This is a genomic window from Escherichia sp. WS1451, from assembly GCF_046487365.1.
Taxonomy (GTDB): Bacteria; Pseudomonadota; Gammaproteobacteria; order Enterobacterales; family Enterobacteriaceae; genus Escherichia; species Escherichia coli.
The window spans coordinates 433422-458531 of record NZ_JBJQJP010000001.1 but is presented as its reverse complement, the minus strand read 5'-3'; the positions used below and the strand labels follow the sequence as shown (position 1 = coordinate 458531).

The window sequence follows — 25110 nt, the reverse complement described above, 5'->3', positions numbered from 1 at the left end:
AATTGTGGCTTATTACAGCATTGGTGATGTTGCTGAACGTTGCGGGATTAATCCTGTCACTCTCCGGGCCTGGCAACGCCGCTACGGTTTGTTAAAACCACAGCGCAGTGAAGGCGGACACCGACTCTTTGATGAAGAAGACATACAACGCATCGAAGAGATCAAGCGTTGGATAAGTAATGGCGTCCCTGTAGGCAAAGTTAAAGCATTACTGGAAACCACCAGCCAGGATACGGAAGATGACTGGAGCCGCCTGCAAGAAGAGATGATGTCAATTCTTCGTATGGCTAATCCTGCCAAACTACGCGCGAGAATTATTTCACTGGGCCGAGAGTACCCAGTAGATCAATTGATTAATCATGTTTACCTTCCTGTTCGCCAGCGTCTCGTGCTTGATCACAACACCTCCCGCATTATGAGCAGTATGTTTGACGGCGCATTAATTGAATACGCAGCAGCCTCGCTTTTCGAAATGCGCCGTAAGCCCGGTAAAGAAGCCATTCTGATGGCGTGGAATGTTGAAGAGAGAGCACGATTGTGGCTGGAAGCATGGCGTTTATCATTGTCAGGATGGCACATTTCTGTTCTTGCTGATCCCATTGAATCGCCGCGCCCGGAACTGTTCCCGACGCAAACATTAATTGTCTGGACAGGCATGGCACCAACGAGAAGGCAAAACGAACTTTTACAACACTGGGGTGAGCAAGGTTATAAAGTCATCTTCCATGCCCCCTAATTTCACCTTTATCCCGCCCCTTAGACAGAATGTTATAATCTGAACCCACAACAGCGTTTGTACCGGAGCTGGTCCATTACAAAATGCTCACCGGGAGAATTCAGGTAATCCCCCTTTCACACTTTGTACATATCACAGCCAAAGGACAGACCAGATTGAAGTGGTAAAACCGATCGTGCACACTACGCAGTCTCACAACTAACAAGAGGTTATTATCCTGATGGATCAGGTCGTTGTTTTTCAAAAGATGTTTGAGCAAGTGAGAAAAGAGCAAAACTTCTCCTGGTTTTATTCAGAATTAAAACATCACCGTATTGCACATTACATTTATTATCTAGCTACGGATAACATCAGAATTATTACTCACGATGACACGGTTTTGTTATTAAGAGGAACCAGGAACCTGTTAAAAGTTAGTACGACCAAGAACCCTGCTAAAATAAAAGAGGCCGCATTGCTTCATATTTGCGGAAAATCTACATTTCGGGAATACTGTTCAACACTGGCAGACGCGGGCGTTTTCCGGTGGGTTACTGATGTTAATCATAACAAACGCAGTTACTACGCCATTGATAATACGCTTTTATATATTGAAGATGTAGAAAACAATAAACCATTAATCTAGCTAAAGTTGGAAGCTTAAGAAATGCTTCATAATTCAGTAAGGCATTAGCATAATGGAAATAAAAGTGCAGAGACTATCCCTATGGATGATAAATACTGTCTTTTTATTGCCACCCATAAATAATCACCAGGCCAATACTATCAACTTGATATTTGAAATGTGATCACTTGACTTTCTATACGTTATTTTATAACGGTTAACATATTTATAAAACCAACGGGCGTGCCATACGCCCGTTTCAATACTTAACGCACATGTGTTTTGGTTTAGTCATCATCCGATTATATGTATTTTAGTCAGGAACGGGTTTAACCATTTTTATATAACTAAAAAATTGAAACCTTATTCTCAGGTCATGCTTATATTCATCATTATCGTTATATTAAAAGGCCAACCATAATGTTTAGCAAATTGGCTCAAAGTAGCATAAAGGCTATGTTTTAATTACAGAATATTCAGTCATTTGAATGTATAACATTTTAGCTAAACAAATCTAAAACGAAGTGAATAATTTAATGTTTTCACTAAATCTCATTTTGTTTAATCTCTATTGAGATTCCTTGCTTTAAATTTTGTTTTATATAGATAATGACATTAATTTTTAATTAATTTATTTTTTTGGGAGTAATATACACATATGCAAAATCAAGAAATGAACATCCAAATGAACTATATTAAGCACCGTGGGATAAGACATAACAAATGAAGTGGATAGTAATTGACACGGTAATTCAACCTACATGCGGCATATCTTTTTCAGCCATATGGGGTGATATGAAAATGATCATCTGGTATCAATCCACTATATTTCTTCCTCCTGGCAGGATATTTACACTGGTTAAATCTGGTATTATCCTTAAGGATAAAGAATATCCTATTACTATTTATAACATCGCACCATTCAACAAGGATTTATGGAGTTTACTCAAAAGCAGTCAAGAGTGTCCTCCAGGAGAAAGCAAAATAACAAATAAATGTTTGCATAATAGTTGCATTATAAAAATATGCCCATATGGGCTCAAGTAATGGGCTTCATATAAATATGCTCAATGTGCTATTAATAATACCCACATAAATAAAACAACGGGCGTGTTATACGCCCGTTACAATATTTAACACATGTAGTAATTACATATTCTTGATGATCGCGTCACCAAACTCTGAACATTTCAGCAGTTTAGCGCCTTCCATCAGACGTTCGAAGTCATAGGTTACAGTCTTGGCGTTGATTGCGCCTTCCATACCTTTAACAATCAAGTCTGCGGCTTCAGTCCAGCCCATATGGCGTAACAGTATATAAAAACATTAAGTTCAATTCATTGATATTTAATGATAAAAATTATTTTATTGTCTTTTATTAGCCAAAATCAACTTTATTCAACCGTTTGATTTCATTGACGTTCGTTTTTATTTTGGGGAAAGGTTTTCTCTACCATTTATATCCAAATTACAAGTCTACATTTTATTAACATCTCAATACATGTGAGGCCTTGCAGACCTTTGTGAGACCTTATGTGTCTCTGTTTTGTCCCACCTTGTATTACGACTTGCATAGCCAATAAAGATAAATGTGACGACAAACGGCGCGGCAGTCTTCTTTTCCTTCATACTTTCCCCACCCAGCATGCATACCTTCTACCATAACTGTAGTGAATGTCTGTTATGAGCGAAAAGCGGAAGTCAGTTGTATCATCGTCACCTATATTCTTAGGAACACCTAGCTTAATTTTGCTAGTAATTGATAAATAGTAATATTACATTTAATGGATGCAACCTAAGTACACTTCCCCAAAGGTTTTTAATGCCAACTGACTAAATTCAGTTGTTAAGTTTTTCGACAAAACCAATCCTTTATTAATAGTTTTAAATGTGGCAAATTCAGGCATCTCATTCCCAAGAGGTTCATTTCCCCTGAGCATAGATTGTCGAAGTGTAGCAAAAAGCTCAAATCCAAGCGGGGATTCTATTGGGGGCTCATAGCCGAAGTCGTAACCGTAAGTTAAAATTTTTGCTTTTCCTGTTATTGTTTCTCTCAACCTAACACCACTAAAAGATGCTACTAGATCAGCAAGTTGTATCCCACAAACTTCATGGGATGAGCATGTTATAACTTTGACTTCATCAGAGCATAGACTGAGAGCTTCTGTAGGGTTTATGATACCTTCATCGAAAAAAATATTCCCTTTCCTGTCTGGAAAATTCTTAATCAATAAGCTTAATAAAAAAGACACATCCTCATAAGAACGATGGCGATACTCACTTGGCATAATAAATGCCCCCCATCGACAATTTGCGTTTAAGTAGGAAATAAGATTACTCCTCAAATTTCTTAAAGATTCAGATTTATCCATTCTTGCGCATGAGTGATGTTCATCAACTGAATGTTCTGAAAGAATCTTGTATATATCAGACTGAGGATCCTGATTACAAACTACATAAGCCAAGATCATAAACCCAAACTCCTCGTGTATCGACTCATCAATGTAAATATTCAAAGCCTTATCCTTTCAATGATATATTATTTTTATGTTAGATTATAGGCATGGTTCATTGAATTACAACGCCATTTTTGAGTTAAAAAATCCTCTGAATATATTAATTTATCATTTTGCGTGTGACATAATGATAAACATGCTGAATATTAGTTAAAATGTCCGCTTCTGGCACTCAACTGCCATAGGCGGGCCCAAGGGCAGCTTCGAACGCAGGCTGTATGAAAACTCTGATTGCTGACAGAAGGTCACGCGTTTAGATGACTTCTTAGAAAATTTACATAGAAAGATGATGCAGATTTTACTTAAAAGCGCAGGCGTCAGCCTCTTTTGCATTCACCTCTGAAGCTTAAACCGTTTTCACACAGTCTGAGCGAATTACAGACGCAACACTAAGTTTATTGCGCCCTTGAGCACAATCTTGACCAATATGTAGAACTCATTGGAAAAAAAGTGCGGAAAATAGAGAATTAACTCAAGTTTTGTTTATATAGTTCTAAATGAATTTATCATGCCAAAAATACGTTGCGCCAGTTACATTTTGTGCATGAACTTGCCCATATTCAAATGTAGGTTCTTTCTTCATATGTTGCGTATTCAACTCTGGTTTATTCCAATAAATCAAGTTCGCTTCAAATTCACTCAATAGTTTCTCAGCGAAATCAAAAGGCTTAATCCATTCTATTGGGATGGTTTTGCTGTTTTTTAAAAAAACAACGCAGCACAAATATATACGCTTTGACAAATTGTCATATTTAGGATGGTGTAACTTAGTAATTGCGCTATGGCCTGAAGAAAATCGTGAGCTCTTCGATGATGTCTTGCCGATGTAAACAAGCCTTTCATTTTCATCATCTCCAACTGTAATCAAATAAATAGGATAACAAGCTAGAGGGGCCTCACCATCACAATTTGACGATAAGTAATTTTGGTTAGACTGCCATGAAATATCTAGGTTTTGGGCTGAAAGTCCAATAGTTTCATGTAGTGCATATGAGGATTGGAGAACTAGAAAACATCCTATCTCTTTTTCAGGAATTAGTAATGAAGGGTCTTTCAAACTTCTGCGAAGATAATTTTCATTCGATCCGTATTCGAGGGGTCTGTAAGTTAATTCATAAGCCATAACATCGATCCTTTAAATTTCATAACGATATGTTAAGGGATGGATGACCTGCTGGTCAATGTGCCTAGGGACTAGCCATGTCAGCTTCTGGCACATAGCAGCCCTAGAGACAGTGGCGTAAAGTCATGGAGGACCGATGGGAGGAGGCACAAATCCTCCCATACAAAAAATACGCAAAATCGATAACAGCTTGAAATCATTCAATATTCTCACTATCAGAAGCTGACCAGCCAGCCGCAGCACTTTCTTGCAGACGACGAGCCTGCGGTTTCAACTCCACCAGCCCACCAATCATTATTGGGCTTTTACGTTTTTCTTCACCTGCAAGCAAACCGTTGTATCATGGCGGAATGAAGATGAGCTAGGAATAATCTTATGAATCAGCTCAATATTCATATAAAAACATTTCGAACTTTGGTGTACAAAACTACATAGGTATAACTTTATGTCTCTTCGTTTCAGACAAACCTTTACTCTATTTCCTGGCGTTCGACTCAACATTGGCAAGCGTGGAATAAGTGCAAGCATTGGCGTGCCTGGCGCAACTGTCAATGTTGGTAAAAAAGGGGTTAGAGCAACTGTCGGATTACCGGGCACAGGCTTATCTTATACTACACCTACCTTGCCCTATGATGATGGATACTCAGTTACCAATCCATTAAATCCAGCCCCTACAGAACCTCATTTGGAGTCTGGGTCATCTCCAGAAAACACACCATCGAACGCTAAAATATATATGCCTGTAGCTGGCATGAATGAAATATCCAGCGCTTCGGTAGAAGTCCTTACAAGTACCTCCCTTTTACCTTTACGAGATTTGATTGCTAAAGCACGAGAACAAAGAGCAGAGATAAAAGCAGATCTTCAAGAGGCTCTTGCCGAAGAATCAAAACAAAAAAGCGAGCTGGCTCGACGCAAATCAAGTCTATTCCGTTGGTTTTACAAACGACGCATCGCAGAACTTGAGACACTACTCCCCCTAACCCAAGCTGAGATATCTCGCCTAGTTTCATGGGAAGACAGCACAAAAATAGCCATAACATTCGAGAGCAGTGATGCTTCACAGCGCGCATATGCAGCGATGGTCCATGCATTTGATATGTTAAAATCGAGTGTCAAAAAATGGGATATTACTGCAGATAAAGCTACAGACCAGTTTGCTGAAAGAACATTAGCAACCCGGTCTGTTAATCGTCACCCAGTTACCTTTGATTTTAGTTCAACGGATCTCATTCAATTTACAGGGCGTGCGATGAGGTTTGAAAATGTAAATGGAGACGATATTTTGCTTTATCCTGGAGTTGCAGTCATACCACGAGCTGATGGAGCATTCGCTCTGATTGATTTACGCGAATTACAAATTAGTTCAGAATATCTAAGATTCCATGAGGAAGAAGGTGTTCCCAGTGACTCACGCATAGATGGTTATACATGGGCGAAAACGAATAAGAATGGCTCACCAGACCGTCGTTTTAAAGACAACTACCAAATCCCTATTTGCATTTATGGAAATATTACTTTCCATTCTCAAACAGGGGTAACTGAAGAATATATGGTATCAAATGCAGATGCCGCGCACGCCTTTGCTGAGGCAGTAAAACGCTATCAGATTTCACTCACAGAAACAGAAGCGTTGGTACAAGCCTAATTTATCGCCGATATGGGGACGAATCGTAGCCCCCCCCTCGAACAAAAAAAACCTTAAGAACCAGACTATTATGGCTGGTTCTTATACGGAGGATTTGTTATTGTACAACTCTTCTATCTGGTATATTTACGGATAGAACTGTTCAGGCTACTCAATCCTTTTTAAGTACAAATGAACAGATAGAAATAGTTATATTGCAAGGAGCTATCATGCACACTGAGTATATATGGCGATACCTTGACATAGAGAAATTCTCTATGTTACTCGAACAAAATGCTTTATTTTTTTGCTCAGCAAAAAATTTTGAAGATCCATTCGAAGGTGAATTTGCTTGGGGACATACTGGCTATAAAAAATTCATTGAGACACAGGAAAAACTATGCGCTACTCATGGTGCCGGCATGGACTTAGATCCTTTCATGGCATTCAATTTAAAGACACTTAAGGAAATAAGCGAGAGGACATATATAAGTTGCTGGCATTGTAACGAACATGAATCTGAAGCTATGTGGAAGCTGTATTGTAAAAACCCCGCTAAAGGCGTTGTCATAAAATCAAAGAAAAAAAACCTCCAAAGCCAACTTGAAAATAATAATTTAAACAAACTACAATTAAAACACGTAAAATACGTCAAAAATTTCTGGATAAAACAATACAATCCAGAATCAGATGTATTCTTTAACAAGAGACCATCTTTCGAATACGAAAAAGAGTTTAGAGCTATTTTTCAAGAGAATACCTTTAACACTCCACCTGTAAAGGGAAAACTAGTCCCTGTATCTCTTAACAATCTGTTGGAAGAAATAAGGATTTCACCTTTCGCAGATAAGGATTTCAAAAATGAAGTTTTACAAATTTCAAAAAAATATGGACTAGATCTAAAAGTCAAAAACTCTGAAATTGAAATGCATCCCATCATGCATGTTGAGGAAGAAATAATTGCAGAAGGCCCCAATTGGTATCAGTCAAAAATCAGATTGGCAATACGTGATGCTTAATCTTATATTGAAGTTTTTTATGTCTCCTGCTGAAACTAGCTAAAATTTACCAAGCCGCAGCACGTTATTGCATACAACGTGTATGCGGCGTATCTCAAAACGATTACTCCATAACAGGGACAGCAGGCCACTCAATATCCGGTGCTACTGATGTATCAACACGGTTCAGCAACACCCGATACTTCTTCCATGCTGCCAGCAACGACGCCTCTTCTTCCGTTGCGATCTCCAGATCCACAGCATCCTGAAGTGGCGCAATATGCTCATTCGCTGCCTGCATCAGGCTGTTTTTTGTTTCTTCCGCCTCCCGGATCCGGAATAGTTTTTCTGCTTCTGCATCTTTCACCCAGGCTGTGCCGTTCCACTTCTGAAACTCCCCTTCCGGGGATAACCAGGTGACATTTTCCGGTAATGAGCCGAGTTCAGAAATAAATAACGCGTCGCCGGAAGCCACGTCATAAACCGTTTTACCCCGATGATCTTCAACGAGATGCCACGATGCCTCATCACTGTTGAAAACAGCCACGAAGCCAGCCGGAATATCTGGCGGTGCAATATAGGTACTGTTTGCTGGCAGACCTGTATGAGGCGGAATATATGCGTCACCTTCACCAATAAATTCATTAGTTCCGGCCAGCAGATTATAAATTTTTATGGTCCGTGGTTGTTCACTCATTCTGAATGCCATTATGCAAGCCTCACAATGTAGTTAAATGCGATGTTTTTGACGGTGTTTTCCGCGTTACCAGCAGCGTTAACGGTGATGGTGTGTCCATGTGAGCCAATCGCAACAGAGTGCGTATGAGCACCAATACCGACAGTATGTGCGTGAGCACCTGCAGATGCAGCTGTGCCGCTGACACTATGAGTGTGCGCTCCTGCAGCACTTGTATTCACACTGGCCGCAGACACTACCTTATGTACTGACCCATTTTGTGACCACTGGCTGACTGCTGATGCGCCTGTGACACTATGAGTATGGTTTCCGGCACTTGCGGCTGTACCGCTCACACTGTGCGTGTGCGCCCCGGTGTTATTCGTGGATTTAGTGCCGTAATCAAACGACGATGTGGTTTTCGTCCCCAAATCCGTACTGGATGCGCTGGCGCTGTGGGTGTGCGATTTAATGCCGTCCTGTTCCTGAGACAATACGGCCCGACCACTGGCAGGTTTGCCCTTAATCGTCCAGCCACGCATATCAGGGATCACGCCTGACGGATAAGCGGCTGCAAGTTTCGGGTATGCAGATTTGTCAAAAGTCTGCCCCTGCATCAGGGCATAGCCAGACGGAACGGTATCTGATGGCCACGGGATTGGTGCGCCAGGCGGATAAAACTGCTCTGATGGCGTATAGAGTGAATAAACCGTACCGTCCGTTAACCCTTCCGGCTTATTAGCAGAATATGCTGGTGACGTATGAATCGTCACGCTGGCATTACTGGTATAATCCCATTGAATATTTACACCAGTCGCATAATTTCCGATTGCAACGTAAATATCGTAAGTATCACCAGATGTATTGACCCAGGCAAAATTTGTAAACCCTGTCGATGTGCGCTGCCATAAAGCACCAGTAATCCCCTTCGGATTACCATTACCTGCACGCAAAACAAGTTCAGATATACCTGCCTGTTGAGGTGACCCCACGTTAAATCCCGCGCCACCAATCAACGTAATTGAAACAACAGAACTCGCCTGTGGCATGGTTACCGTTGCTAATTTGAACCAACCAGCACCACCGCTGAATGACATTGTTGTTGAGTTAAGCGTACCAATATCTTTCGGCGTCAGTGTTATATCCGATGAAAGCGCCTTACCATTCACCTTACGGGCAGAAGGTACCCGACCATTCGCATTATCATTAGCTGCTTTCACTGCTTTCGGTGTCGCGGCAAGCGTTTCAGATGCGCTGTTGGTTGCACTACTGAGCTGGACAATTCCTTTTTGTGCTGTCGTAGCGTCCTGAGCAGTATATTTCCCGTTAGCAAGGTCATAGGCTGCCTTTACCGACTTTGGCGTTGCCGCCAGCATTTCAGATGTGCTGTTGGTCGCGTTGCTAAGCTGAACTATCCCTTTCTGTGCTGTCGTTGCATCCTGTGCGGTGTATTTCCCGTTAGCCAGCTCATACGCGGCCTTAACGGCTTTTGGCGTTGCCGCCAGTGACTCGGAAGTGCTGTTAGTCGCACTGCTGAGCTGTACTATCCCCTTTTTCGTCGTGCTCGCATCCTCAAGCGCCACGGCGGATGCAATATCCTCTGCCCGTTTTGCCGCTGTCTCGGCGCGCGTTGCCGCGGATTCCGCCGTACTTTTGCTCTGAGCTGCCGCCGTCGCACTGCCAGCTGCCTCTGTCGCCTTCGTGGATGCCGTCGTGGCGCTGCCCTTTGCTGCTGACGCCTGTCTGGTCGCCTCATCTTTTGAAGCAGACGCAGATGATGCCGATGACGCCGCCGAACTGGCGGACGATGCGGCAGCCGTTTTTGAGGATTCTGCGCTGGTTTCCGACGCTTTCGCGTTCGTCTCGGATGTCTTCGCTGCGGAAGCAGACCTCGCTGCTGCGCTGGCCTGTACAGCGGCTTCGCCAGCATTCGTAGTGGCTGTTGAAGCAGACGATGCAGCACTTTCTGCCGATTTTCCGGCGGCGTTGGCACTGGCTGAGGCCTGCCCGGCACTTGTTGACGCGGCACTGGCAGATAATGCAGCCGCTGTTTTTGAGCCTGCTGCTGCGGAGGCACTCTGTTCTGCTGCCGTTTCAGAGGACTTAGCGTTTGTCTCAGACGTTTTGGCCGCCTTCGCGGAATTGCCTGCCGCCGTTGCCGAGGAGGCTGCACTACTGGCGCTCGAGGCTGCGCTCGTTTCTGATAATTTTGCCGCCTCTTTTGAAGCCGACGCATCCCGGGCTGAGGTGGCAGCTTCTGACGCTTTCGTGGTCGCGGTGGATGCAGAAGTGGCTGCTGATTGTTGTGACGCTGCCGCATTCGTTTCTGACGTTTTCGCCGCACCGGCACTGGTGGCCGCCGCGCTTTTTGAGGACTCAGCAGCGGCAGCACTTTTTGATGCTTCAGTGGCCTTTGTTGATGCCGTTCCTGCGCTGGAGGACGCTGACTGAGCCGACGACGCGGCCTGTCCGGCTGACGTGCTGGCTGCGCGTGCTGAGCCTGCAGCATCAGTCGCATGGGTTGCCGCCTCACGGGCTGATGTGCTGGCATCGCCGGCTGACTTCTTCGCGGCTGCTGTGTTCTGTGCCACCGAGGACGCGTTACGCGCCACCTCTTCCACCATCAGTTCAAAACGTCGCAGTGCCTCCGGACGGGCATCATCCTCCGTCATGGCACCGAGAAAATCATTCAGCGTACCGGGTTGAGAATCTTCATACACGGTGATAGTCCCGGCATGTGACGGCGGGAATCCCTCCACCAACAGAATAACGCTGTACTGACCATACTCAACGTCCATACTGTAACGCCCGGCTTCATCCGGATTTTCTGAGGCCAGCGTGTTCACCACCACCGTGGTACTGTTACGTTTTGCTTTCAGCTGGATTGTGCAGTTCTGTACCGGTTTTCCTGTGCCGTCTTTCAGTACACCAGAAATCTTTACTGCCATATTCACCCCACAAAAAAGCCCGCCTGAACCGGCGGGCTGTCATAACACTGTGTTACCTGGCTAATCAGAATTTATAACCGACACCCGCGATGAAACCGTCAGTGCGCCAGTCGCCACTGCCGGAGCCTTCATAAGCAATATCAACGGCCACGGATTCGGTCGGGTTAAACTGCACGCCAGCTCCCCACGCCAGAGACGTGTTGCTGTGGCGACCGTCATCACTTCCGGTCAGCACGTCGTGCGTTTTCCCCTTGTTGTCAGTTACGCGGAGATAATCCCCGGAGAAAGTCGACACACGGCTGTAAGCCACACCCGCCATCGCATACGCGCTGAACCATTCATTCACGCGCACAGACGGCCCCGCCATTACGCTGAACCAGCGGTTACGGACGGAATCTTCATGCCAGCGGGTATCGCTGTAACGGGTCAGCTGGCGATTCTTGTCTCCTGCATAGCTGAACGACGTCACCAGCCCCAGTGTGTCCGTAAACTCATAACGGTATTTCACGTTAATCCCGTTCAGATCATCACTGCCGGGAACGTTCGTCGAGGCATGAAGATAGCCCGCGCTCAGCGTGGACTGATGTTCAGACGCCCATGCAGGCGCACCGGATACGGCCAGACAGATGGCTGCGGACAAAATGGCGGCATAAAGTTTACGCATAATTACCTCTCGCTTTTCTGCAATAAAAAAGGCGTCATTTCTGACGCCCGTTATGGGTTATAAAATTCAGCTGATACTGATACCTACTGTGGATTTTTTCATCACCACAACCAGCAGATCGCTGATACTGGTTGTTGGTGTCCAGTTATTCGCTCCTGATGAAGATACGGTGAATGTCAGTGTCAGCGTCCCCTGTCCGGCAGGCATATCTATAACGGAGGAAAATACGCCCTGAGCATCCGTCGTGGACTGATTAAAAATCTCCTGACCATTGCGGGTCACTCTTAACCGGCAGGTTGAATACCAGTATGACTGTTGGTTATTACTGTTGAAATTCTCATGCTTACCACCGCGGAATAACACTGGCGGTATCATGACCTGCCGGTCAAATTTCTGATCATCACTGATTCTTACCGTGATGGTGCCACTGGCATAAGTGCTCGTGCGGGGGAAAGACTTGCTGACCGTTTTGACAATATCGCCTTCAATCTGATTGGCTGACAGTTTCCCCTTAATCTGACAGTTCTCATTAATCGTGACGTTGTTGAGCGTCCCGGAGTTCGCATTCACACTGCCACTGATATCCGCATTTTTAGCAGTCAGCTTTCCGTCCGGTGTCAGGGAAAATGCCGGTGGATTTCCACCGCTGGTAATGGTGGGGGCCGTCAGGCGCTTCAGGAACACGTCGTTCATGAATATCTGGTTGCCCTGCGCCACAAACATCGGCGTTTCATTCCCGTTTGCCGGGTCAATAAACGCGATACGATTGGCGGCAACCAGAAACTGGCTCAGTTTGCCTTCCTCCGTGTCCTCCATGCTGAGGCCAATACCCGCGACATAATGTTTGCCGTCTTTGGTCTGCTCAATTTTGACGCCCCACATGGCATTCCACTTATCGTTAGCATCCTTCCACTCTTTCGAAAACTGCTCCAGTTTGCTGGCGTTATCCTCCGTCAGGTCGACTTTTTCCAGCAGCTCTTTACCAAGATGGGATTCGGTTATCTTGCCTTTGAAAAAATCCAGGTAACCTTCCGCATCATCGCTCGCCCGACCGACGGCCTCCACGAATGCCGATTTGCCAACGGTGTTCACACTGCGGATATAAAAGTAATAATCATGGCCCGGTTTGATATTGATACTGGCGGCTATCCAGTACAGCCCCGTGCCAAGGTAGCGGGCTGTGGTTTCAACCTGCCTGATATCGGTAATCCGCGTTTCCGAGAACCAGAACTCAAATTGTACCGTCGGATCATAAACCGCAAGATGCGGCGTGGCGGTTATCTGAAAATAGCCCGGTGTCAGCTCAATCTGTGACGGCGCTGCCGGTGCGGCAATCCGGAACGATACCGATGCCGGATCGCCCTGCTGCCCCCACGCATTTACCGCCCGGACCGTCAGCATGTAACGCCCCAGCGTCAGCTGCCTGAAGCGGTATGTGGTTTCCGTCGTCCGGGCCGTGCTGACCAGCCGCTCACTGCCGTCATCCGCTGCCACGGTCAGGCGAAGCATAAAGCTCACCCCCTTCACCACCTTCGGCGTGTCCCAGCGCGCCAGCACCTGATATTCCCCGCTGTCTGCGGTGACTTCGGCAGTCAGGTGCTGCACTGCTGGCGGCGTTACACCATTCACCGTGCCGCTCTGGTCACCGTCAAAGTGCGCCCCGTTATCCACGATGGCTTCTTTTTCCGGTACATGCTGCACGGCAGTGATGGCATACGTGCCGTCATCGTTCTCACGGATACTCACACAGCGGAACAGTCGCTGGCGCAGCGTCGGCAGCTTCAGCCCCCATACGCTGTATTCAGCAACACCGTCAGGAACACGGCTCACTTTTACCTTCACGCCGCCGGTGACGGACTGAACCTCCACGCTGACCGGATTGCCACTTCCGTCAACCAGGCTTATCAGCGTGGTACCGGAGGATGGCAGCGTGATTTCACGGTCGAGCGTCAGCGTCCGGGTCTGGCTGTTCACCGCCAGCACACGACCACCGGTGCTGATACCGGCATAGTCATCATCACAGATTTCAATAACATCGCCCGGTACATGGCGAAGCCCTTCGGCACCCACGCTGAAGTCCACGGTCTGCGTTTCCAGCAGTTCCGTTTTAATCAGCCACAGCCCGGCGCGGTGTGCCTGCCCCCGACTGGTACAGCCAAAGGCATCCATCTTCGTGACATTACGACCGTAACGGGCAATGGCCTGCGTGTCCTCCACAAGCTCTGTTGCCGTCTCCCAGCCGTTATCCGGGTCAATCCAGTTCACCTCAACGGCATTATGGCGGTCCTTCAGGGCGCTGAAACTGTAGCGGAACGGCGCGCCATCATCCGGCATCACCACATTACTGCGGTTATAGGTCCACACCTTATCCGACGGTCGGTCCTGCACGAACGTCAGCGTCTGCCCGTTCCATACCGGCATACAGCGCATCGCCGAGCAGAAATCACTGAGCACATCCCACGCCTTGCGCTGTGTGGTCAGGTACGCATTACAGGTGATGCGCGGCTCCGTGCCGCCAAAGCCGTCCGGCACTGACTGGTCGCAGTACTGGCCGATGACATACAGCGCCCATTTATCCACATCCGCCGCACCAAGACGTTTCCCCATGCCGTAGCGCGGATGGGTCAGCATATCCCACAGACACCAGGCCATGTTGTTGCTGTATGCCGGTTTAAACGTTCCGTCCCAGATACCGCTGTATTGCCGCGTCTGCGGGTTATAATTCGACGGCACCTGCAGAATACGCCCGCGCAGATGATAATTACGGCTCACCTGCTGGCTGCCGAACTGCTCCGAGTCCACCTGCACGCCGACCAGTGCCGTGTTCGGGTAGCACTGTTTCACATCGATGATTTCGGTGTATGACGACCAGAGCGTTTTGTTCTGCAGCTGGTCTGTGGTGCTGTCCGGCGTTATCCTGCGCATCCGGATATTAAACGGGCGCGGCGGCAGGCTACCCACCACCACCGAGGCCAGATACTGCGAGGTGGTTTTGCCCTTAATGGTGATGTCTTTTTCCGTCACCCAGCCACCGTTACGTTGTATCTGAACCAGCAGACGGACTTCCGACGGATTCCTGTCACCCTTTGAGGTGGTTTCCACCAGTGCCTGTACACCGAAGGTAAAGCGCAGACGGTCGATGTTTGCAGACGTAATGGTGCGGGTGATCGGCGTGTCATATTTCACTTCCGTACCCAGCACCGTCTCGGAGCCGGAGGATTCAAACCCCTCCGGCGGTGTCTGCTCCTGCTCACCGGCACGGAACACCACCGTGACACCGGAGATGTTGGTATTCCCCTCAGTGTCCAGCACCGGCGTACTGTTCAGCAGCACGCTTTTTAATCCATCCACCGGACCTTCAACCGGCCCTTCGCTGATGGCATCGATCACACTCAGCAACTGCGTGGACTTCAGGTTGTCCTTCGCTTCGCGCGGGGTATGCCCCTTACTGCTGCCTTTACCCATTCCTCACGCTCCATAAATGACAAAACCGCCCGCAGGCGGTTTCACATAAAACATTTTGCATCAGCGACCAATCACCACAACCTGACCACCGTCCCCTTCGTCTGCCGTGCTGATCTCCTGAGAAACCACACGTGATCCCACGCGCATTTCACCGTACAGAACGGGCAGAACATTGCCCTGGGCAACCATGTTATCCAGTGAGGAGAAATAGGTGTTTTGTTTGCCGTTATCCGTTGTCTGTGTACGGGGAGTTCTGGCTTTCGGTGCCAGCATTTGCGCCACACCACCGAGCACCATACTGGCACCGAGAGAAAACAGGATGCCGGTCATACCACCGGCCCCAATGGCTGCCCCCCATGCTGCAAGGGTGGCTCCGGCGGTAAAGAATGATCCGGCAATGGCGGCAGCCCCCAGGACAATCTGGAATACGCCACCTGACTTGGCCCCGGCGACTCTGGGAACAATATGAATCACAGCGCCATCAGGCAGAGTATCATGTAACTGCGCCGTTAACCCGGACGTGCTGACGTCCCGCCCGGCAATCCGTACCTGATACCAGCCGTCGCTCAGTTTCTGACGAAACGCCGGGAGCTGTGTGGCCAGTGCGCGGATGGCTTCAGCCCCCGTTTTCACACGAAGGTCGATGCGGCGGCCAAATCGTTGCAAATCCCCGTAAAGGCAGATGCGCGCCATGCCCGGTGACGCCAGAGGGAGTGTGTGCGTCGCTGCCATTTGTCGGTATACCTCTCTCGTTTGCTCAGTTGTTCAGGAATATGGTGCAGCAGCTCGCCATCACCACAGTAAATAGCGGCATGATTCGGCACCGATGAACCAAAACAGCACAGCAGCACATCGCCCGGTTGTGCTGATGACAACGGCACCTGATACAGCCCTGTAGCCTCCAGATTATCCAGATAGAGATTCTGACCGTGACGCCACCAGTCATCCTCGCGATGAAAATCCGGCATCTCAATCCCCGCCAGATGATAAGCATCCCGGAACAGCGTGTAACAGTCCGTCACCCCGTGCTCAAAGCGCCGCCCGGTGAGATGCGGCACACAACGGAACTTATGAATCGTCCCCCGGCAGACCAGCCACCACGGCAAATCACTCTGCACCTGCAGCCGCCGGTCGGCCTCACTCAGCCAGGGCAGACCACCGGGGTGGCTGTGGACCAGCGCCACAATCTCACCCTGCATTTCTGCCTGCAGCCAGTCTTCCGGCGACATACGGAAATACGCCTCCGGCTCACCGGAGATATTCACGCAGGGGAAATATCTTTCCCCCTCCGGCGTGCTTACCACGAAGCCGCACGACTCCGCTGGCGCACATCGCCGGGCGTGCGCCAGAATTGCTGATTCTGTCTGTGTCATGGGATTTACTGCGAAAGTTTGTTAATGGAAAGGAAGCCGCCAAAGTTGCCGACGTTATTGCGGAACTTACAACCGCTCAGGCATTTGCTGCATTTATCCTTCGTGATATCGGACGTTGGCTGGTCATATTCATCCGCGACCGCCGGACCGTGATAACCGCACTCATCGCCGCGATAGGTCCAGGTGCAGGTGTTGGCCAGCATGATACGTCCCGGAAAAACAGCGCCGTCCGTTTCCGTCGGCGTGGACAGTACAAAAGAGGCACTCACCGCGCTCAGTTCGCTGCACTGCTCAATGCGCCAGCGGCTGATCACCTCCTGCTCCGGATCGGCGTCACTGTTTCCGTTGACGAAGTTCACCGCATCCAGAAAACGGGCGTAAACCTTACGCCGGACCACCGTTCCGCCGACCAGACTCTGCAGATCTTCCGCCATCCCGGTGACCATACCGTACAGGTTAGAAACCGTCAGCGTGGGGCGCGTACTGGTGCCTTTGCCATTCAGTTCAAAACCACTCCCCTGAATGGGATACGGCTGATACTGTCGCCCCTGCCAGGTGACCGGCTCACCTTTTTCGTTCTGCTCATTACAGAAAAAATAACGTTCTCCACCGACCTCTGTCAGATCGATTTCCCAGAGCACCACGCTGGCCGACTGCTCCGCACGGGTGCATTCATTCAGTGTTTCCTGCCGGATATCCTGCATCAGTTCACCACCTGTTCAAACTCTGCGCTGAACTCAACACGCAGCATACTGACCCGCGACGACCATTTTGCGCAGGTCACCTTTATCTGCCGCCACTCATAAGGCGGCGTCCACAGAAAGGATTTCCAGCCCCCGTGCTCAGCCAGAAACGACTCAAGCGCCGTGGCCTCCCAACGGGGAACAGAAAGCGTCACGCTGTACGTTTTCAGGTCGGCATTCAGCCCGGCAGGCGCTCGCTGGGAATAGCCATCACCAAAGCGCACCTTTCTTACGGAAGGGGCCGAAGCCACATCCATACCGGGTTTCACTTTCCAGCGGAAGGTTTTCATCGTCCACCTCCGGAGAACAGACCACCATCGCGCATCTGCCCGGTCACAACATCCATTGCCGCCTTACGGGCTACGTCATAAACCGCCTTCAGTGCCTGTGGCCCTATCTGACCGTTCGTGCCGTCGTTGTTAATCACCACATGGTTATTCTGCTCAAACGTCCCGGACGCCTGCGACCGGCTGTCCGCCATGCTGCCCGGTGTACCGACATAACCGCCGGTGGCATAGCCGCGCATCAGCCGGTAAAGATTTCCTACGCCAATCCGGCTGGTTGCCTCCTTCGTGAAGACAAATTCACCACGGTGAACAATCCCCGCTGGCTCATATTTGCCGCCGGTTCCCGTAAACCCTCCGGCCGCAAAATGGAATTTCGCCGCAGCTGCCTGAATGGCTGTACCGCCTGACGCTGATGCGCCGCCGCCAATGGCGCTGCCTATACTTCCGACAATCCCCACCATTGCCTGCTTAAGCAGAATTTCTGTCATCATGGACAGCACGGAACGGGTGAAGCTGCGCCAGTTCTGTTCACTGCCGGTCAGCATCGCCGCCATATTCTGTGCAATACCATCAAAGGTCCGCGTGGCAGCACTTTTAACCTGCGACATACTGTCCGTGGCGCTCTCTTCCCACTCACTCCAGCCTGACCTGAGGCCTGCCATCCAGCTCCCGCGAAGCTGGTCTTCAGCTGCCCAGGTCTTTTTCTGCTCTGACATGACGTTATTCAGCGCCAGAGGATTATCGCCATACTGTTCCTTCAGGCGCTGTTCCGTGGCTTCCCGCGCTGCCTGCCGGTCAGTCAGCCCCCGGTTTTTTGCATCAATGGCGGCCCGTTTTGCCCGTTGTTGCTGTGCGAATTTATCCGCCTGCTGTGCCAGCGCGTTCAGGTGCTCCTGATAGGTGACCTTGTCGCCAAGTACAGCCAGCTGGCGTTTGTACTCCAGCGTCTCGTCTTTATGCGCCAGCAGGGATTTCTCCTGTGCGGACAGCTGGCGACGTTGTGCCGCCTCCTCCAGTACCGCGAACTGACTTTCTGCCTTCCACAAATCCCGGCGCTGCTGGCTGATTTTCTCATTCGCTCCGGCATGCTTCTCCAGCATCCGGAGTTCTGCCTGAAGCGTCAGCAGGGCAGCATGAGCACTGTCTTCCTGACGATCGCCCGCAGACACCTTCACGCCGGACTGTTTCGGCTTTTTCAGCGTCGCTTCATAGTCCTTTTTCGCCGCCGCCATCAGCGTGTTGTAATCTGCCTGCAGGATTTTCCCGTCTTTCAGTGCCTTATTCAGTTCTTCCTGACGGGCGGTATATTTCTCCAGCGGCGTCTGCAGGCGTTCGTAAGCCTTCTGCGCCTCTTCGGTATATTTCATCCGTGACGCTTCGGTATCGCTCTGCTGCTGCGCATTTTTGTCCTGTTGACTCTGCTGCTCAGCCTTCTTTCGGGCGGCTTCAAGCGCAAGACGGGCCTTTTCACGATCATCCCAGTAACGCGCCCGCGCTTCATCGTTAACAAAATAATCATCCTTGCGCAGATTCCAGATATCGTCCGCTTTCTTAAACGCGGCCTCTGCCTTAATCAGCATCTCCTGCGCGGTATCAGGACGACCAATATCCAGCACCGCATCCCACATGGATTTGAATGCCCGTGCTGTCCTGTCTGCCCAGGTTTCCAGCGTGCCCATGTTCTCTTTCAGGCGGCGGGTCTGGTCATCAAACCCTTTCGTCGCGGCCTCGTTCGCCGCCTGCAATGCCCCGGCTTCTTCGCCGGAACGCTGCAACTGAGCAACATACGCAATCTGCTCCGCCGTCACGTTATGGAACTGGCGCGCCATCGCTGTCAGCCCCGACGTCGGGTCAGTGGTCAGCTTCCCGAAGGCTTCAGCGACCTTGTCCACCTCCACGCCGGATGCAGAGGAGAAACGCGCCACACTCTGGCTGATGGACGCAATCTGAGCCTCACCGCTTACCCCCGCCTTAACCAGTGCGCTGAGTGACTCGCTGGTCTGGTTAAACGTCAGCCCTGCCGCCTGCCCGGCTCTGGACAGGACCAGCATACGATCTGCCGTCAGCCCGGCCTGATTGCCGGAAAGGACCAGCGTTTTGTTGAAATCGGACAGGGTTGAGTTGCCCTGATACCAGGCATACGCCAGCGCACCGGTCGCCACCGCCAGCGAGGTGGCCCCCACCATCGGCAGGGTGATCGCACCGGCAAGCCCCCGGAACATGGGGATCATCCCGCCGAAGGAGTCCTTCACCTGACCCCCCTGTTGCAGCAGGATCAGCCACGGACTTTGCCCGCCTGCAAGCTGCGTGGCCACGTCAGTGAACTGCGCAGGCAGCATACGCATGGCGGCTTTATACTGCCCGACGGAAATTCCCGCTTTCTGTGCAGCCAGCGCCTGCCGGTTCATCGACTGTTCAACGACTGCCGCTGTTTTTTTCGCATCACTTTCCGTACCGGAAAAATGACGCCTGACTCTGGCCATCTGCTCGTCAAATCTGGCCGCATCCAGACTCAAATCAACGACCAGATCGCCTACCGGTTCAGCCATACCGGACTCCTCCTGCGATCCCTTCTGATACTGTCATCAGCATTACGTCATCCTCCGTCATGTCCGCCACATCCGGGGAAGTAGGGATAACTTCATTCCCGTCCGGGCCAAAGCGGACACCTCCGGCAAGCCCTGCCGCTTTCTGCATCAGCACATCATCTTCAGGCTCTTCGTCAGCCTCACGCCGGTTCAGCAAACTGAAATCCAGCGGATGCATATCCGGATCGCTGAAAAACAGGCTGAGCACGGTGTACGTCAGCCCGGAAAAGTGCATATCCAGCAGAACATCATGAAAATAATGGGTACTGTAAAAGCGGTGCCAGTCGGCATACTCCGTGGATGACATCCCGGCAAGCATGGCACGCCAGTCGGGTCGCCCCATCTCACGCGCCAGTTTCAGGGCAAAACTCAGCTCACCGTCGAACACTTTCCCGCAGAAACAGGCTCTGCAGGCCCGGCGTCCTCTGTCTGTTCAGGGGCATTATTCACAACAAACTCATACATACCAGATAGCCGGTACACCACGTTTTCAGCATGAGAAATTGCCTCTGTGGGCCAGGTGGTAAGCACTTCCTGCTCAATCTGTTTAACGGCTTCATTCATGGACGGCATCTGCGTCTTCTGCGGATGGTTATGCCACAGGGACATCGCCACCAGAAACGCGCCGGTTCTGATGGCGTCTTCCACAGTAAACTTCCGGTTGCTGTCTGACTCCGCCTGTTCTGCCTGCCGTTTCATCAGGGCGAGATGCTCAATACGCTGCAGGGCTGACAGTTCAGAAAGCGTGACGGTCACGCCGTTATGTTCAAATGATTCGGTTTTCAGGAACATCGCTGACTCTCCGGATTAACTGTCGGTGACAGTGATTTCTGCAACCGCAGCAAGTTCACCATTACCGGATACAACCGGAATGTTGACCTTACCTGCAGCAACGCCGTTCACGGTGATGGTCATACCACTGACCGACACGGTGGCTTTTGTTTTATCCGCAGACACCGCACGAAAGCTCTTGTCGGTTACGCCCTCCGGCTGGAAGGCCACGGTCAGCGTGGTGCTCTGCCCTTTCACCACCGAGGTGCTGGCAGGCGTCACGGTCATGCCGGTTGCCGCTGTTACCGTGCTGCGATCTTCTGCCATCGACGGACGTCCCACATTGGTGACTTTCACCGTGCGGGTGATCACTTCCTTCGCCGTCACCGCCTTACCGATACTGCTGACCCAGCCACGGAACACATCGACCGTGCCGTTCGGGAAGCGGATTTTATAGGCACGGGTATCGCCTTCATTAAACCACGCCAGCAGCGCCTGCTGCCCCTGCTCTCCGGGCATCCACGCCAGCGTGAAGCTGGTATCTCCGGCAGATTTCTGCCCCTGCCCGGTCGCAGTCCAGTCTGCATCTTCATCATCGAGATAGCTGTCGTCATAGGACTCAGCGGTCAGTTCGCCGGGCGTCAGGTCTTTAACTTTTGCCAGACGCGACCAGTCAACGTCTGAAAGCGGATTCGCATAAGGGTCACCGCTCCCCTTATAAACCCACAGGGTGGTCCCGGCACCTTTCACCGGCATTACAGGATTTGGTACAGGCATAGCGTCCTCACATTTCATAGGTAATGACATAAGTCAGATCGGCTGAACTCCACAGGTCCGCATCATCGTCGCGCCGGTAGTCATAGCCGCTGGCCACCATACTGGTGATCAAATCTGACAGTGCCGGGATATCACTCATCACCGGATAAATCCGGGACTCCATCCACGCATCCAGCTCTGAATCCGGCACCTGAGCAGGCAGGAAAACTTCGATATGCAGCTCCGCCTGCCAGGTATCGCTGTCCAGCTCTTCGCCCGTGTATTCAGCGCCGGTGAGATAAACGGCAACTGCCGGAAAATCCGCCTCATCAAAAACAGCGGGGCGACCATCAAAAAACGTCGCCCCGGTGTCATGCTTCTCCAGTGCATCCAGTACGGCTGCACGGAGTTCAGTATGTTTCATCGCTTTATTACCATCCTCAGTTGATGCTGCAGCGCATAGCCCAGCTCTTTCGGAAGACGTTCACGCCGTATCCGCTCAATATTTTGTTTAAACGCCGTGGTCAGCGGCACCGCCATCGGGATTTTCACCACATCAATGGGGTAACGGTTTTTCCCGGCCACACGCTGCATGACATGCCACCGGCCATTTTTCAGTTGCTGAATAAACGCGCCGGGAATACGACGGTTACCCACCACAAGCACGCTGCCGCCACCTTTCAGGGATGAACGCTGCCCCTTTTTACGACGCCTGCGGCGGGACAGGACAACCCGCGCATTACCCAGCTTGATTACGGGCAAATCCCCCCGGTTAACCTTGATTCTGACCTGCGGATTTTTGACCGTGGCCCTTTTCAGCCTGGTCCTTTCCTTTACCAGTTTCCGGCGTACCTTTGTCTCACGGGCAACCTGTGACGCCGACTGCGATATCGCGGATGAAGCAACGCGGTTAATGGCCATTGCGGCGGCACCAGGCACCGCCGTTTTGCTGATACGGCTGAGGTTTTCAACGGCCTGCTCAAGACCTTTTATGGCCATACATCCCCCTTTCAGCGGCGACAGTTAACGGCAGGCGGTACGCCCCGCCCAAGCCAGAGATGACAGCTTCCGCCATCATCCGGCGTAACCCGATCTACCCAGAAGTTTTCCTCACCGATGGTCAGCGTGTCTCCACGCCGCAGCTGCCGCACATCATCAGTCCGGACAAACAGGGACGGGCTGGAGCCTTCAACGCGCACGCCCTGTCCGGCATAGCTGATATTTTCAGGGTCATCAAAAACACCACGTATTACTGCGCCGGACTGCTCACCGGATGTAATGGTGGCTGACGTTCCCATGTACCCGCGTATCGTTTCATCGGCGCGGGCAATGGCAGCATCGAACAGGTTATCGAAATCAGCCACTGCGCCTCCCGTTATTGCATTCTGGCCAGGCCACGTTCTGTCATTTCGGCTGCCACACCGGCAGAGACACGAAACGCCGTTCCCGGCAGCACAAATGCCACAGGTTCATCCCGGATGGCGTGAAGTGCATCGGTATGCAGCGTCACCAGTGCCACGACCGTGACCAGATCAGCCGCATCCTGAATCACGGTATCCGGCTGCGCTGATACAGCCTCATTTTCATGCCCGGTCAGCACATTTTCCGGGCTGAGAGGGGTGTCCTGACCGGCAGCGTCATCCGTGTCACCAAGCTCTTCTTCCAGCTCTGCCACACGGAGCGCCAGTTCTTCTTTCGTCCCCGTTAGGCTGACATCACGGTTCAGTTGTTCACCCAGCGAGCGGAGACGGGCAATCAGTTCATCTTTCGTCATGGACTCCTCCACAGAGAGAAAATGGCCCCGAAGGGCCATGATTACGCCAGTTGTACGGACACGAACTCATCAGGGTCAGCCAGCAGCATCAGCGGTGCTGACTGAATCATGGTGAACTCACGCGCCGGATCGCCGGTGGTCACCCAGTTTTTCGGGTAACGGGCAGAGGCGTTAATGCCTTCGCGCTGTGCGTCCGCATCCTGAATGCAGCCATAGGTGCGCAGACCGCGTGCCTGAGTGTTCCCCAGCACCATCGTGTTGTCCGACAGGAAGTTCTTTTTGACGCCGTTTTCCACGTACTGTCCGGAATACACGACGATGGCCACATCGCCATACATCCCCTTATAGGACACCGCTTTACCCAGGTCTTTCACCGCTGTCTCCAGCTCGGAATGAGAGCCGCGACGGGTATCCAGCTTCTCCTTGACGGCTTTGAAGGAACGGAACAGCGCCCAGCCTTTCGGATCAAACACGATGATATTCACCACACCGCTGGCGTTCAGCGCGTAGGCTTCGATATCGTCGGTCGGGTCATACGTGGACTTGTCGCGCTTGCTCCACTCCGTGCCACCGGACTGTGTGATGTTGTTGGCCGCACTGCGGCCCATATCCACCTCAACCGGATCGAAGGCTTCACCGGTCATGGTGTATTTGCCCTTAAGCACGGCAGAAACTGCCTGCATCTCTTCCACTTGGGCAATGGCCAGCTCTTCGTCACGCATGTTCTGCATGATGATGCGACGGCGACGGTAAGCCGGGTCCGCCAGGTTCTGCGGATCTTCATCCGGCAGGCGACGCAGGGTCATCTGCGGATTCACTTCATGCTTGGGTTTGACATATCCCGGCGTAAATTCAGAGGTGGAGCCGCCACGGGAGCGGATAACCTCACCGGAAACAATCGGCGAAACGTACAGCGCCATGTTTACCAGTCCCGGAATTTGTGAGAGATAGACTTTCTCCGTGGTGAAGGGATAGCTCTCACGGAAAAAGAGACGCAGAAACAGCGGATCAAACTTAAATTTCTGCTCATTTGCCGCCAGCAGCTGGGCGGTTGTGTACATCGACATAAAAAAATCCCGTAAAAAAAGCCGCACAGGCGGCCTTTAGTGATGAAGGGTAAGGTTAAACGATGCTGATTGCCGTTCCGGCAAACGCGGTCCGTTTTTTCGTCTCGTCGCTGGCAGCCTCCGGCCAGAGCACATCCTCATAACGGAACGTGCCGGACTTGTAGAACGTCAGCGCGGTGCTGGTCTGGTCAGCAGCAACCGCCAGAATGCCAACGGCAGCACCGTCGGTGGTGCCATCCCACGCAACCAGCTTACGGGTGGCGGTGTCCAGCATCAGCGGGGTCATTGCAGGCGCTTTCGCACTCAATCCGCCGGGCGCGGTTGCGGTATGAGCCGGGTCACTGTTGCCCAGCGGCTGGTAATGGGTAAAGGTTTCTTTGCTCGTCATAAACAT

At 50.7% G+C, this 25110-nt stretch carries 28 protein-coding genes and 1 pseudogene; 7 read left to right on the top strand and 22 right to left on the bottom strand.

Annotation, left to right across the window (positions count from 1 at the left end; genetic code table 11):
* Positions 1 to 4: 4 nt before the first annotated feature.
* The 5 genes from bluR to ACJHX7_RS02305 all read left to right on the top strand — a co-directional run bounded on the left by bluR (position 5) and on the right by ACJHX7_RS02305 (position 2387).
* A complete protein-coding gene (gene bluR, locus ACJHX7_RS02325) occupies positions 5 to 736 on the top strand; it encodes a DNA-binding transcriptional repressor BluR (RefSeq protein ID WP_000332300.1) in 732 nt (243 codons plus the stop codon).
* Positions 737 to 956: 220 nt separating this feature from the next.
* Positions 957 to 1361 carry a DUF1398 domain-containing protein gene (locus ACJHX7_RS02320; protein ID WP_000373096.1) on the top strand — a complete coding sequence of 135 codons (405 nt, stop codon included), beginning with the start codon at positions 957 to 959 and terminating at the stop codon, positions 1359 to 1361.
* A 52-nt stretch (positions 1362 to 1413) separates the two neighbouring features.
* On the top strand, positions 1414 to 1524 hold the full coding sequence (locus tag ACJHX7_RS02315; protein WP_032140169.1) for a hypothetical protein: 111 nt from the start codon (positions 1414 to 1416) through the stop codon (positions 1522 to 1524).
* A gap of 236 nt (positions 1525 to 1760) precedes the next feature.
* Entirely contained in the window at positions 1761 to 1805 is a 45-nt protein-coding gene (locus ACJHX7_RS02310) for a protein YmgK (RefSeq protein ID WP_120795380.1), read from the top strand.
* A gap of 258 nt (positions 1806 to 2063) precedes the next feature.
* Entirely contained in the window at positions 2064 to 2387 is a 324-nt protein-coding gene (locus tag ACJHX7_RS02305; RefSeq protein ID WP_094030205.1) for an anti-adapter protein IraM, read from the top strand.
* A 102-nt stretch (positions 2388 to 2489) separates the two neighbouring features.
* Here the strand turns inward: ACJHX7_RS02305 and ACJHX7_RS02300 are convergent.
* The 4 genes and pseudogenes from ACJHX7_RS02300 to ACJHX7_RS02285 form a co-directional block, all read right to left on the bottom strand.
* A pseudogene (locus tag ACJHX7_RS02300) lies at positions 2490 to 2657 on the bottom strand (isocitrate/isopropylmalate family dehydrogenase); the annotation flags it as partial.
* Between the two features lie 464 nt (positions 2658 to 3121).
* A complete protein-coding gene (locus tag ACJHX7_RS02295; protein WP_001028881.1) occupies positions 3122 to 3856 on the bottom strand; it encodes a DUF3800 domain-containing protein in 735 nt (244 codons plus the stop codon).
* Between the two features lie 493 nt (positions 3857 to 4349).
* The gene (locus tag ACJHX7_RS02290; RefSeq protein WP_163433770.1) at positions 4350 to 4979 is read right to left on the bottom strand and encodes a hypothetical protein; all 630 of its coding nucleotides are present in this window, start codon (positions 4977 to 4979) and stop codon (positions 4350 to 4352) included.
* Positions 4980 to 5175: 196 nt separating this feature from the next.
* Complete coding sequence (locus ACJHX7_RS02285; RefSeq protein ID WP_001297180.1) at positions 5176 to 5310, bottom strand: hypothetical protein; 135 nt, start codon at positions 5308 to 5310, stop codon at positions 5176 to 5178.
* 114 nt (positions 5311 to 5424) lie between these two features.
* On the opposite strand from ACJHX7_RS02285, the gene ACJHX7_RS02280 reads away from it, so the two are divergent.
* On the top strand, positions 5425 to 6627 hold the full coding sequence (locus tag ACJHX7_RS02280; protein WP_039022691.1) for a DUF4236 domain-containing protein: 1203 nt from the start codon (positions 5425 to 5427) through the stop codon (positions 6625 to 6627).
* A gap of 257 nt (positions 6628 to 6884) precedes the next feature.
* Positions 6885 to 7625: a DUF2971 domain-containing protein gene (locus ACJHX7_RS02275; protein WP_224142731.1), complete on the top strand. Its 741-nt coding sequence runs from the start codon at positions 6885 to 6887 to the stop codon at positions 7623 to 7625.
* Between the two features lie 103 nt (positions 7626 to 7728).
* On the opposite strand, the gene ACJHX7_RS02270 is transcribed toward ACJHX7_RS02275, so the two are convergent.
* The 18 genes from ACJHX7_RS02270 to ACJHX7_RS02185 form a co-directional block, all read right to left on the bottom strand.
* Positions 7729 to 8313, bottom strand: coding sequence for a tail fiber assembly protein (locus tag ACJHX7_RS02270; RefSeq protein WP_039022689.1), 585 nt, complete (start codon positions 8311 to 8313; stop codon positions 7729 to 7731).
* On the bottom strand, positions 8313 to 11228 hold the full coding sequence (locus ACJHX7_RS02265) for a prophage tail fiber N-terminal domain-containing protein (protein WP_104888979.1): 2916 nt from the start codon (positions 11226 to 11228) through the stop codon (positions 8313 to 8315). Before ACJHX7_RS02265 ends, ACJHX7_RS02270 begins: the two co-directional genes overlap by 1 nt.
* 64 nt (positions 11229 to 11292) lie before the next feature.
* On the bottom strand, positions 11293 to 11892 hold the full coding sequence (locus ACJHX7_RS02260; protein ID WP_104888910.1) for an Ail/Lom family outer membrane beta-barrel protein: 600 nt from the start codon (positions 11890 to 11892) through the stop codon (positions 11293 to 11295).
* Between the two features lie 66 nt (positions 11893 to 11958).
* A complete protein-coding gene (locus ACJHX7_RS02255; RefSeq protein WP_410231519.1) occupies positions 11959 to 15357 on the bottom strand; it encodes a host specificity protein J in 3399 nt (1132 codons plus the stop codon).
* Between the two features lie 60 nt (positions 15358 to 15417).
* Positions 15418 to 15990, bottom strand: a complete 573-nt coding sequence (locus tag ACJHX7_RS02250; protein WP_000847660.1) for a tail assembly protein — start codon at positions 15988 to 15990, stop codon at positions 15418 to 15420.
* Positions 15987 to 16730, bottom strand: coding sequence for a C40 family peptidase (locus ACJHX7_RS02245; RefSeq protein ID WP_000194779.1), 744 nt, complete (start codon positions 16728 to 16730; stop codon positions 15987 to 15989). Before ACJHX7_RS02245 ends, ACJHX7_RS02250 begins: the two co-directional genes overlap by 4 nt.
* Before the next feature lie 5 nt (positions 16731 to 16735).
* On the bottom strand, positions 16736 to 17434 hold the full coding sequence (locus ACJHX7_RS02240) for a phage minor tail protein L (RefSeq protein ID WP_001152612.1): 699 nt from the start codon (positions 17432 to 17434) through the stop codon (positions 16736 to 16738).
* Positions 17434 to 17763 carry a phage tail protein gene (locus tag ACJHX7_RS02235; RefSeq protein WP_000847332.1) on the bottom strand — a complete coding sequence of 110 codons (330 nt, stop codon included), beginning with the start codon at positions 17761 to 17763 and terminating at the stop codon, positions 17434 to 17436. Before ACJHX7_RS02235 ends, ACJHX7_RS02240 begins: the two co-directional genes overlap by 1 nt.
* The gene (locus ACJHX7_RS02230) at positions 17760 to 20309 is read right to left on the bottom strand and encodes a phage tail tape measure protein (protein WP_094030540.1); all 2550 of its coding nucleotides are present in this window, start codon (positions 20307 to 20309) and stop codon (positions 17760 to 17762) included. The genes ACJHX7_RS02235 and ACJHX7_RS02230 overlap by 4 nt, the downstream gene beginning before the upstream one ends.
* Entirely contained in the window at positions 20302 to 20736 is a 435-nt protein-coding gene (locus ACJHX7_RS02225) for a phage tail assembly protein T (protein WP_000459458.1), read from the bottom strand. Before ACJHX7_RS02225 ends, ACJHX7_RS02230 begins: the two co-directional genes overlap by 8 nt.
* Entirely contained in the window at positions 20718 to 21140 is a 423-nt protein-coding gene (gene gpG / locus ACJHX7_RS02220; RefSeq protein WP_000479153.1) for a phage tail assembly chaperone G, read from the bottom strand. Before gpG ends, ACJHX7_RS02225 begins: the two co-directional genes overlap by 19 nt.
* Before the next feature lie 15 nt (positions 21141 to 21155).
* Complete coding sequence (locus ACJHX7_RS02215) at positions 21156 to 21896, bottom strand: phage tail protein (protein WP_094030558.1); 741 nt, start codon at positions 21894 to 21896, stop codon at positions 21156 to 21158.
* A 7-nt stretch (positions 21897 to 21903) separates the two neighbouring features.
* On the bottom strand, positions 21904 to 22299 hold the full coding sequence (locus ACJHX7_RS02210) for a phage minor tail U family protein (protein WP_094030541.1): 396 nt from the start codon (positions 22297 to 22299) through the stop codon (positions 21904 to 21906).
* Positions 22296 to 22874 (bottom strand): phage tail protein, encoded by a 579-nt coding sequence (locus tag ACJHX7_RS02205; protein ID WP_094030542.1) that lies wholly within the window; start codon positions 22872 to 22874, stop codon positions 22296 to 22298. The genes ACJHX7_RS02210 and ACJHX7_RS02205 overlap by 4 nt, the downstream gene beginning before the upstream one ends.
* 11 nt (positions 22875 to 22885) lie before the next feature.
* The gene (locus ACJHX7_RS02200; protein ID WP_094030543.1) at positions 22886 to 23239 is read right to left on the bottom strand and encodes a head-tail joining protein; all 354 of its coding nucleotides are present in this window, start codon (positions 23237 to 23239) and stop codon (positions 22886 to 22888) included.
* A gap of 11 nt (positions 23240 to 23250) precedes the next feature.
* Positions 23251 to 23649 carry a DNA-packaging protein FI gene (locus ACJHX7_RS02195; RefSeq protein WP_094030544.1) on the bottom strand — a complete coding sequence of 133 codons (399 nt, stop codon included), beginning with the start codon at positions 23647 to 23649 and terminating at the stop codon, positions 23251 to 23253.
* A 41-nt stretch (positions 23650 to 23690) separates the two neighbouring features.
* Positions 23691 to 24716 carry a major capsid protein gene (locus tag ACJHX7_RS02190; protein ID WP_094030545.1) on the bottom strand — a complete coding sequence of 342 codons (1026 nt, stop codon included), beginning with the start codon at positions 24714 to 24716 and terminating at the stop codon, positions 23691 to 23693.
* 55 nt (positions 24717 to 24771) lie between these two features.
* A complete protein-coding gene (locus ACJHX7_RS02185; protein ID WP_094030546.1) occupies positions 24772 to 25104 on the bottom strand; it encodes a head decoration protein in 333 nt (110 codons plus the stop codon).
* Between the last annotated feature and the right edge of the window lie 6 nt (positions 25105 to 25110).